This is a genomic window from Sphaerochaeta sp. (genome assembly GCF_050178175.1).
Lineage (GTDB): Bacteria > Spirochaetota > Spirochaetia > Sphaerochaetales > Sphaerochaetaceae > Sphaerochaeta.
The window spans coordinates 1-9,325 of the sequence record NZ_JBFXGH010000085.1 but is presented as its reverse complement, the minus strand read 5'-3'; the positions used below and the strand labels follow the sequence as shown (position 1 = coordinate 9,325).

The 9,325-nt window shown below is 46.2% G+C and carries 9 protein-coding genes and 1 pseudogene; 7 read left to right on the top strand and 3 right to left on the bottom strand.

All coding sequences use genetic code 11. The annotated features are described in order from the left end of the window. Both AB7S66_RS09270 and AB7S66_RS09265 read left to right on the top strand, forming a co-directional pair. Window positions 1-1,173: hypothetical protein (locus tag AB7S66_RS09270; RefSeq protein ID WP_428519321.1), on the top strand; the 1,173-nt coding region annotated here is incomplete at its 5' end. Between the two features lie 264 nt (window positions 1,174-1,437). Further along, complete coding sequence (locus AB7S66_RS09265) at window positions 1,438-1,701, top strand: hypothetical protein (RefSeq protein ID WP_428519319.1); 264 nt, start codon at window positions 1,438-1,440, stop codon at window positions 1,699-1,701. Between the two features lie 393 nt (window positions 1,702-2,094). Here the strand turns inward: AB7S66_RS09265 and AB7S66_RS09260 are convergent, their stop codons facing one another. Both AB7S66_RS09260 and AB7S66_RS09255 read right to left on the bottom strand, forming a co-directional pair. Continuing rightward, a complete protein-coding gene (locus AB7S66_RS09260) occupies window positions 2,095-2,319 on the bottom strand; it encodes a hypothetical protein (RefSeq protein ID WP_428519317.1) in 225 nt (74 codons plus the stop codon). Beyond that, window positions 2,285-4,000: an AMP-binding protein gene (locus AB7S66_RS09255; protein ID WP_428519315.1), complete on the bottom strand. Its 1,716-nt coding sequence runs from the start codon at window positions 3,998-4,000 to the stop codon at window positions 2,285-2,287. Before AB7S66_RS09255 ends, AB7S66_RS09260 begins: the two co-directional genes overlap by 35 nt. A 243-nt stretch (window positions 4,001-4,243) precedes the next feature. On the opposite strand from AB7S66_RS09255, the gene AB7S66_RS09250 reads away from it, so the two are divergent. Then, window positions 4,244-4,540, top strand: coding sequence for a hypothetical protein (locus AB7S66_RS09250; RefSeq protein ID WP_428519313.1), 297 nt, complete (start codon window positions 4,244-4,246; stop codon window positions 4,538-4,540). A 16-nt stretch (window positions 4,541-4,556) separates the two neighbouring features. Next, complete coding sequence (locus AB7S66_RS09245; protein WP_428519311.1) at window positions 4,557-4,913, top strand: DUF6577 family protein; 357 nt, start codon at window positions 4,557-4,559, stop codon at window positions 4,911-4,913. Window positions 4,914-5,172: 259 nt separating this feature from the next. On the opposite strand, the gene AB7S66_RS09240 is transcribed toward AB7S66_RS09245, so the two are convergent. Then, window positions 5,173-6,543, bottom strand: coding sequence for an ATP-binding protein (locus AB7S66_RS09240; RefSeq protein ID WP_428519309.1), 1,371 nt, complete (start codon window positions 6,541-6,543; stop codon window positions 5,173-5,175). 276 nt (window positions 6,544-6,819) lie between these two features. Here AB7S66_RS09240 and AB7S66_RS09235 point away from each other — a divergent pair, with 276 nt between their 5' ends. The 3 genes and pseudogenes from AB7S66_RS09235 to AB7S66_RS09225 form a co-directional block, all read left to right on the top strand. Then, window positions 6,820-7,623 carry a GntR family transcriptional regulator gene (locus AB7S66_RS09235; protein ID WP_321301811.1) on the top strand — a complete coding sequence of 268 codons (804 nt, stop codon included), beginning with the start codon at window positions 6,820-6,822 and terminating at the stop codon, window positions 7,621-7,623. Further along, window positions 7,620-9,128: a sugar ABC transporter ATP-binding protein gene (locus AB7S66_RS09230; protein ID WP_428519306.1), complete on the top strand. Its 1,509-nt coding sequence runs from the start codon at window positions 7,620-7,622 to the stop codon at window positions 9,126-9,128. The genes AB7S66_RS09235 and AB7S66_RS09230 overlap by 4 nt, the downstream gene beginning before the upstream one ends. Then, window positions 9,125-9,325 (top strand): annotated as a pseudogene (locus AB7S66_RS09225) (hypothetical protein); the annotation flags it as partial. The gene AB7S66_RS09230 and the pseudogene AB7S66_RS09225, both read left to right, overlap by 4 nt.

The window sequence follows — 9,325 nt, the reverse complement described above, 5'->3', positions numbered from 1 at the left end:
GATTTCACCATGATCATTGGTCCACAAGGGTCGGGTAAAAGTACAATAGCAAAAGTATTATCAACCATGATGTGGATTGAGAAGGCTCTCGTAAGGGGTGATTTTACCGAAAAAGAGTTAAAACTTCCTGGGCGTTTTAGGGCTCGCTTCGACTTTCATAATATCAAATCCTATTTTTCTGATGACTCTACGATGGAATATATCGGTTCCATGTATCACATCGTATATCGCGGAGAATCAAAGCTTCAGGTGGAGCGGGTGACAAGCCCTGAACGTACTTCCGTCCCAAAAATAATGTATGTTCCTTCAGAGCGGAATTTTATCAGCGTGCTTCCTAAGCCAAGTCTGATAAGTGAGCTCCCAGAGTCATTCGCATCGTTTCTAGATGAATATGATCAAGCAAGAAAGGATTTGAATGGAGATCTTGAATTGCCCATCAATGATGTATTTTTCTCTTATGATAGACTGAATGATATATCGTGGGTGAAGAGGCACAATAACAGGACACGACTTTCCCAAGCTGCCAGTGGATTCCAGTCCCTGATCCCATTATTTCTGGTAAGTGCTAATCTGGCAAAACAGTTTACATCAAAGAAGCAACCCTTGGAAAAGGATATTACGGCTAGCATAGTAGCTAACGGAAGCTTGTCGAATGAGGATCTGACGAGAATCCGTAATGAGATACAGGAACTTCTTGCGAAAAAGCCAAATGACACCAGACTGATCAATATGGTCAACAGCCTCTTAGCTTCACGGATCCCTTCGTATTTCATCAATATCGTGGAGGAGCCGGAGCAAAATCTCTTTCCTGATACGCAGATCAGGATGCTGTTCTCCTTGCTGTCCTATAGAAATCTCAATGAGAAGAATAAGCTTATCGTCACCACGCATAGCCCGTATCTGATGAATGCAGTTTCCCTCGCAGTTGCTTCGAGAAATGTATATGGCAAGCAGAATTTATCCTCAGAATCGCGAAGAGAATTGGAAGGCATTGTTCCTAAAGGAGCTGCTATCGCCTCTGAACAATTACGAATATATAAAACTGACGATGAAGGCAACATATCGTTATTGGAAAATATAGAGGGGATTCCATCGGATGAAAACTACCTCAATGATATCCTTGGGAATTTCAATGATGATTTCGGGCGTATCTTGGAAATGGGTGATGAATAGATGCCAGGAATCAATTTTTTTGAATATGCTCGAAATGAAGATATCGTAGAAGGGGTTTCCTCATTCGGTATATGTGATGAACCAGGGGAGAGCCCCGCCTTCATCTCGTATGGCAGAAATGAGCATGCCTGAATTGCTACAGTTAAAAACCAAAGGCAGAAGAGGATACAGTTCTTACCTGTAGATAAGTACATACCTTTAGTACGCCATGACGGAACAGATGCAATGCGGTGTGATGCAATGCTTTTGACATGCCCCATAGGTGTGAGAGAAGCAATCATATTCATTGAATTGAAAGATGTAAAACAGTCGGCATGGGAAGATGCAAGGAGACATGCACTCGACCAATTGGAAGAAACGATAGAAGCTTTTTCAGAGTATCACCAACTTGAAGGTTATAAGAAACGACTTGCCTATGTTGCAAATAGAAAGCCATATGCAAACAGGGCGCATACCAGTGATATACAAAAATTCCGGAATGATTATAGGATCACACTGAAATTTGCTTCAGAAATAGTCTTCGGATAGCAAATGAGCGTCAAGGATTTGTCAAGCATTGGCTTGTCTCTGATTTTTCCATTTCCAAAGGGGGAAGGTATCCCTGGAGGTTGCCGAGTCATGGTTCCGACAATCGATTGCTGCACCTCCTGTAGGGATCGTCCAAATGCTTGTCGACCATTTCCAGCAAAATATCAAGTGTTCACCGCGTGGTTCCCGAATTGGTCACGTTACCCGAGAGAAGGGAATGGTGGAATCACGATGTTGCATGCACCTGCATGATCGGGAGCCAAACAGCAACGCTCTGTATGAAAATCCGATGAGTCCTTCGGAGAGCAAATACTATCAACAGATGAGGAACCCAATCGTGGAAGACGCCTCTCCTGCAAGTGCTCCTGCCTCCTTGTCATCCATGGTTCTGTATCACGTCTGATATAACACCAGGTCCGGTTGATCTTCTGCGAACTGATCCATTTCCTGGGAGAGATACCGATAGATAAGCATTGCAATGATGTATCGACGGGAGTCCCAACCAGGAAAACGTTGCTCCAGAACCTCGGCTATCTTCCATGCCCTGGTAGAAAGTATCTCTGTGTTTTCCCTCACGTCACCTTCAGGCAATCCCATATCGCCCAGAAACCTCGGCACGCTTGACCTTCTTGGAAGAGGTCATGGAAAGCGGTTCATCAACCACCGTGACCATCTCTATCCTCTTATAGGGAAGAAGGGTGGCGTTGACCTCTTTGACTATCTGCTCCATTCTCTCCTGTATCGCTTCGGCAGTCTTTCCTTCGGCAAAGGCCTGGGAGGGGAAGATAATGACCCTCACATGCTCACCGGCACTTTGCTTATCCTTGATGTACCCAATTACACACAGTTGCTCAATCTCTGTGTAGAGCTGGAACTTGTCCTCAATCTCTTCTGGGAAAATATTCTTCCCTCCTTCGCTCACGATCACTGACTTCGCCCTTCCGCTCAAATACAGGTAGTTTTTCTCATCAACGTGTCCGATGTCCCCTGTATTGAACCACCCATCCTGGTCAAGCACCTCAGCTGTAGCCTCAGGATTCTTGTAGTATCCTTTCATTACCTGGGGGCCACGAATATAAATCAGGCCGTTTCCGTCCTCGTCGGGATCGACAATCTTGCACTCGGTACTTGCAACGGCCTTTCCGACTGAAGATTCATTGAATGCATAGATGGGATTGAGATGCGTGATAGGAGAGGTTTCGGTAAGCCCATACCCCTGTACGAAATCGATGCCGAGTTCGTTGAATCCCCTGAACGTCGATTCAGGAAGCGGTCCACCTCCACATATACAGATTCTGTTGGTGTCGAGCGAAAGCTTCTTGAGCAGGAACTTGAACCAATGCTTTCCCACGTTGAGGCCAAACGTTCTCTTGATCCATCCTGAGATGCCCATGAGTCCCCGTATCGACCCATATGCAAACAACCCTTTCTCCTTCAGCCCATCCACAACAGCAGCATATATTTTGTTGAACAGTAGAGGAACGCCCAGGAACATGGTTACCTCTCCTTCCTTGAGCTCCTTGAGTATCTGCGATACAGCAAGTTTCTTGCCGAATACCACGGAGGCTCCAACGCTCACAGCTTCAAGAAATACCGCCAGGAGCGTATAGGCATGGTGTATCGGCAGAATTGCATAGAACACGTCTGTCTCGAAAATATTCATGTTTGCCTGCGAGAGGAAGATGTCTGAGACAAGATTCTTATGGGTCAACATGACTCCCTTCGGAGTCCCGGTCGTCCCGGAGGTAAAGAGAATCTGTGCAATATCATCCTCACTGCATGGTTCAGGCTCGATATATTCAGCGCTCTTATGCATGATCCATTCAGCCGGCCCATTCTCCTCAAGGCATGCAACTGCCTTCATGGGGAGATCGGAAGCAACGTTCTTCAGTCTCTTGCTGTCGATAATCATCGCGACAGAATCGGAGAACTTTGCCAGTCGTATGAAGTCTTCGTCACTGAAAGCATTGTCCAAGGGTACCACTGTGGCTCCTGCGAATATGACAGCAAAATATCCAAATCCCCATGCCACGCTGTTCTTTCCACTGACAATGACCTTGTCCCCCTTCCTGATACCGGAACTGAGGAGCCAAGAGGCAATCCCTTTCACGATGGGAAGGGCTTCGCTATAGGTATAGGAAACAGGTTTTGGAACGAACTCTTTCCAACAAACCCGCCAGCCAAAGCGTTCGACAGTTATCTCAAAAAGTTCCTTGAGGGTAGGCCACGTTCCATGGTACATCGTACCCTTATAGGGATACAACTTATCCCATGGTGTGAAGGAATCTTTTGTTCTCATGGTTGATCCTCCTGCAGATGAACACGCCCCCCCCTTTGCAGCGAAGGACGGTGATGACAATCACATGTCCATAAATTCTTTACACGTGTCTATAATGTTTCGTATTACACGCAACCTGTCAATGACCTCCATCTGAACTAACACATGTAATTACGGTTTAGCTTCAAGCGTAATGATAGAGGCATGGTTGTATCAGGCATTCGGGGAAAACCCCAGATAATTCTGACTGAGGAGTTGATGAGCATGAACAAGCATGCAATCATTCGAAATTTGCCCGATGGCACGTGTACGATACAGCAGATCCTGCATGCCGCGCGGATTGTCGAGCCATCCTTCAAGGAGACGCAGCTCAGATATTTAATGGGAACCTTGCAGAATTCCTCCCTGATAGTCAGGGTTGGACGCAACCAATACCAGAAAGTTGGGAAGGAGCCGAAGAAAAGTATCTTCACCGGGGTATATTCCAAAGCAGCCCTGCAGGTGATCGAGCATATGCAAAAGCAGTTCCCTCTGGGTTTGGGAACTGTCTTGGTTCAATGAGTTCTTCAATCACCAGTTGGCACACAATAAGATCTTCCTCGAAGTGGAGAAGGACGGTGGTGATTTTGTGTTCTCCACGCTTACAGAAAAATTCCCAGGCAAGGTGTTATTGAAACCCAAAGCCCAAGAGATACTGCGGTACGGTACGGATGATGTGATCATCATCAACCATCTGGTCACAGAGGCTCCCAAGTCTGACGGAGAACCATATCAGGTGCCTTTGGAAAAGCCGATCGTTGATCTGTTTGCAAACAAGCATCTGATGCGTTCCAAGGGCGACTATCCCTCAGCAATCGAGCTGATGTCCGCAACATACCGCATCGACCAGGACTCAATGCTTCGTTATGCACGAAGGAGGATCAATTATTATTAGGAGCATCTTTGCTTGATGCGCTCGTAAAGGACGGAACCAGCCGGTTGCTCCTTCTCGAGAAGCCGAGAAGACTGAAAGAGGTATACAGGACTGGATACTGTCCAGGCGATAAAAATATACGCGATAGTATTTCCCTCTATGCCCCACTTAATAAAAGTGGCACTATTGCCATATTTGTGAAACGAAAAATGCATTCAATGGGCGATTGTACACAGATAAAGTGGTAATTTTCACTACCAGGATGCAAGGAGCATTTTCATCATTTGCCCAATGCTGTTTTCATGAGTCGTCTGGTCTGTCCTACCAGGTAAAGTGGTAGTGTGACCAAGGTATAGCGGTAGTTGGAATTTGGTAGGGGAGATTTCACAGTCTCTACTATCGGGGTATTGGTGGAAAACCGTAAAGCCATGGAACGTTGTTTTGTTTCCATGAACACATGCAAGGATTTCAAGGTACCTGTTTTCCCGGATTTTACCTCGATGGGAAGGATGGTATTGCCCTGTTGGATGAGGAAATCAACTTCTGCATTGGACTGGGCTTTCTCCCGGTTCCAATAATAGAGCTCGGGGGTCATGTAGCCAGGCTGGCTATAGAGCAGGTGCTGACCGATGAACTGCTCTGCCAAGGCTCCCTGGCATGAGAAAAACAGACCCTTGTCTTGGACAATATCTGCGATTGATAATCCTTGCAGTGTCAGATAGAGGCCGATATCAAGTAGGATGCCTTTGGAATACTTCTGATTGATCTCTGTCTTCAAGGGGAGATTGTTTGCACTCGAATGATAGGTTCTATACAAAATCCTTGCATACTCGAACAAGGTCAGTATCCTGTCAGTGACCGTGCTGCGGTCCTGGGGGAGCAGCTCGACATATTTGATTTTCTTCCCGACAGTGCTTCCCAGTTTGTCAAACACTTCCTGTAGTTTTGAAATATCTATCCGTGTCTGATATTTAGCAAAGTCATCACGATAGGTGTTGAGGATGGAGTATTTGATCTTATCAGCTTCCAGCAATGATCTTGTTTCCCTATACACGCGTATTACCTCTGGCATTCCACCCAATAGGTAGTAGGTCCGAAGGTGTTCCAAAGCCTTCTCATGAATAACTTGAGGAATCTCATCTCCCAATGAATAGGTTTGTAGGTATGATAGGAGCTGGTCGGCTCCCACCGCCTCCAAGAACTCTTCAAACGTCATAGGCCCCATGAAGAAGTATTCAATTCTGCCTACAGGCATGGACAGCTTATACTGTTCCAGTGCAAATTCAAGGAGGGATCCTGCTGCAATAACGGCAAGAGCGGGAACCTTCTCAAAAAAATATCGCAAGGAAAGGATTGCAGCAGGATTGGCTTGGATCTCATCGAGAAAGAGTATTGAGTTCTCTGCATCGATCTTCACATTCTGCAGGATTTCCAAGGACTGGATGATCTTGATTGGATCATTGGATGCGAAGAGGGTATGCAATGTTTGGTTTTGCTCAAAGTTGACTTCAACCAATTGGAGGTTGTTCTTCTGGCAGAACATCCTGACCAATGTTGATTTTCCCACTTGTCTCGCACCCCGGATTATGAGGGGTTTCCGGTAGGGATTCCTATACCATTCGGTAAGATATGCTTCTTCTTTTCTTTTCATACTCTCAGTATATCATATAAGTTGCTAAATGTAAGGGTATAAAATGCAACATGAATGATAAAAATAAGGGTAATAAACTACATGCGAGGTGATATTGGATAGGAAAGTTGAGGTATGGCCTTCTAAATTCGGTTATAGTGGTACAGTTTCTTGCAAGGTGCAGGTTTACGGTTCATCTTTTCTCACAAGAATGGTTACCCAATATTTTTCTTGACTGCTCAAAAATCTCATGTTAGTGTGATAGACATCTAGAAGACTATAAGAGGTACAAGAAGCATGATGGGAAAACAGCTGCGCTATCTTGAGATTGCTCAAACAATCAAGACAAAAATTCGACAAGGTGTCTTTCCTCAAGGGCAATGTCTTCCTAGCCAGAAAGAACTCGCTTCCATCTTCAACACTTCGGTAATGACCGTTAGGGGTGCCTTGGCCGAGCTTGCTCAGGAAGGAATCGTAAACATCATTCACGGGGTGGGGACCTTCGTTGGCACTACCAGCGTCAATGCAAACACCATAGGATTACAGGGATTCCAGAAGGAGATGGGTAATCAGAAACGTTCCATCACCAATACTGTCCTTTCCTGTGAACACGACATAACGGATACACGGCTCGATAAGCTATTTTGCAATACAGGTGCCCGCTACTCTTGCCTGACACGTCTGAGGACCATAGACGGCACACCTGTTATTCTCCAACGTTCCTATGTGGCGCAAGTTCACAAGGATGTCTTTGACAGCTACAGAGCAGAGGATTCCCTCTACCAGTACTTTACCTCCCGTACCGGATTGCTTGTTACACAAGGACGGGAGATTATGACGCCTATCCTATTGGAAGATAAAGAGAAAGAACTTCTCAAACTAGAAGGCCCAGCTACTGCCTTTTTCTCACAGCGAGTGAGTATCAGCTTGGACGATGCAATTGTTCTCTATGATGAAGCATTCCTCGCTGGTCCTTATGTCATTATGGCAAGCCGAAAATTAGGTAAGACCAGTGTATTCAAGTACATCATCAACAATGCCGGGAAGGCGGAGCCAGAAAATAGTTTCTCTGATCCCGATTTGTGGGAGGACTTGGTATGAGCGAGCTAAATAAACGCGAAGTATTGCGTATTGAAGGGCTGGTCAAACAATACCCAGGTGTTCGAGCGCTTAAAGGAGTTGACATCTCCTTCAGTAGTGGGGAGGTCCACGGGCTTGTCGGGGAGAATGGAGCAGGCAAGTCAACACTTATTAAAATCCTGGCGGGTATCGTCAAGGCAGATGAAGGAACCTTCCTGTTTGATGGAACTCCTGCTGCAATCACCTCCAGCAAGGATGCAAGCAAACATGGGTTGTGTTTCATTCACCAGGAACTCAACTTGGTCAACTACTTCAATGCAATGGAGAATATTTTCCTGGGACACCGCTATCCTCATCGCTATGGTCCGTTGGTTGATTGGAAGAAACTCAGGAATCAAGCTCAGGAGATACTGGATGTCCTGGGGATCGAACTCCCCCTCGAAATTCCTGTCTTGCACCTCTCTGCCGTACAACGGGCAATGGTTGCCATAGCACGTGCCTTTGCGGTCAAGGGTTCTATTTACTTCATGGACGAACCAGCCACTGCTCTGACAGACATCGAAAAAGAAAAGCTCTTCGATGTTATACAGAGCCTGAAGAACCAAGGAAAAACCGTTGTCTATGTCACGCACAACCTAGACGATATACTGCGCATCACCGACCGGGTAACCGTTATGCGTGACGGGCAGGTAGTCAAGCGAAGTAAAACAAGCGAGATGACCAAGGATAGCTTGATCAGTGCCATGATCGGCAAATCGTTGGAGTCAGCATTCCCCTCCAGGATTGGAGCCATTGGAAAGCCTCTGTTCACCGTGGAGCATCTCTCCAACTCTCGACTGAAGGATATTAGCTTTACCGTGCATAGCGGAGAAATCTTGGGGATTGGTGGCTTGGTTGGATCAGGGAGAACCGAGTTGTTGGAAACTCTCTTCGGGGTGCGCTCCCTTGATTCTGGCTCCCTGTTTCTGGAAGGAAAGCCTTATCAACCCTCTTCCCCTAAGGATGCGATTGAACAAGGGGTGGTCTTGGTTCCTGAAGAGCGAAGGAAAGGTGGACTGGTACTTAGTCGTTCCATCAATGAGAATATTACCCTCATGTCTCTCTCTGAGGTGTCCCGCTTCGGTATCCTCAAGCATTCGTATTTACGACAGCGAGCCAAGGAAGCCGGCAATAGTGTACATCTGAAGGCTTCCCAGTATTCACAACATGTAGCAACACTCTCTGGAGGCAACCAGCAAAAGGTGGTATTTGCAAAGACCATCTTGAAAATGCCCAAGGTTCTCATGCTTGATGAACCATCCAAGGGAGTCGATGTCGGAGCTCGCTTTGAGATTTATAGCATCATCAGGGATTTAGCCGCAAAAGGTGCAGCTATCTTGGTTGTGAGTTCTGACTTCAATGAGGTACTCGGTTTGGCAGATCGCATTCTCTTCATCAAGGAGGGAGCGATGGCCACCATACAGCCTAATAAGGAAATCGATCAAGAACGCTATCTGCACTATTGCTATGGGAGAACAAACGCATGAAGACGAATAACAAGACAAAGGTTTTGGCCATTATCAAGACATGGGGTACCCTTATGGGGTTCTTCCTGCTGCTTATCGTATTTTCCTCTCTTCGTCCCGATGTTTTCCCTTCGGGAAGGAACTTGAAAAACATCATTGAGCAAGTTGCCACGCTCGCCATCGTTGCCTCTGGAGTTACTGTTGTCATGATTACTGGT

What these genes read in the sequence shown, in the direction of transcription:
- AB7S66_RS09230 (WP_428519306.1), top strand. Translation starts at nt 7,620, where the DNA reads ATGAGCGAGCTAAATAAACGCGAAGTATTGCGTATTGAAGGGCTGGTC.
- AB7S66_RS09250 (WP_428519313.1), top strand. Translation starts at nt 4,244, where the DNA reads ATGAACAAGCATGCAATCATTCGAAATTTGCCCGATGGCACGTGTACG.
- AB7S66_RS09255 (WP_428519315.1), bottom strand. Translation starts at nt 4,000, where the DNA reads ATGAGAACAAAAGATTCCTTCACACCATGGGATAAGTTGTATCCCTAT.
- AB7S66_RS09235 (WP_321301811.1), top strand. Translation starts at nt 6,820, where the DNA reads ATGATGGGAAAACAGCTGCGCTATCTTGAGATTGCTCAAACAATCAAG.
- AB7S66_RS09240 (WP_428519309.1), bottom strand. Translation starts at nt 6,543, where the DNA reads ATGAAAAGAAAAGAAGAAGCATATCTTACCGAATGGTATAGGAATCCC.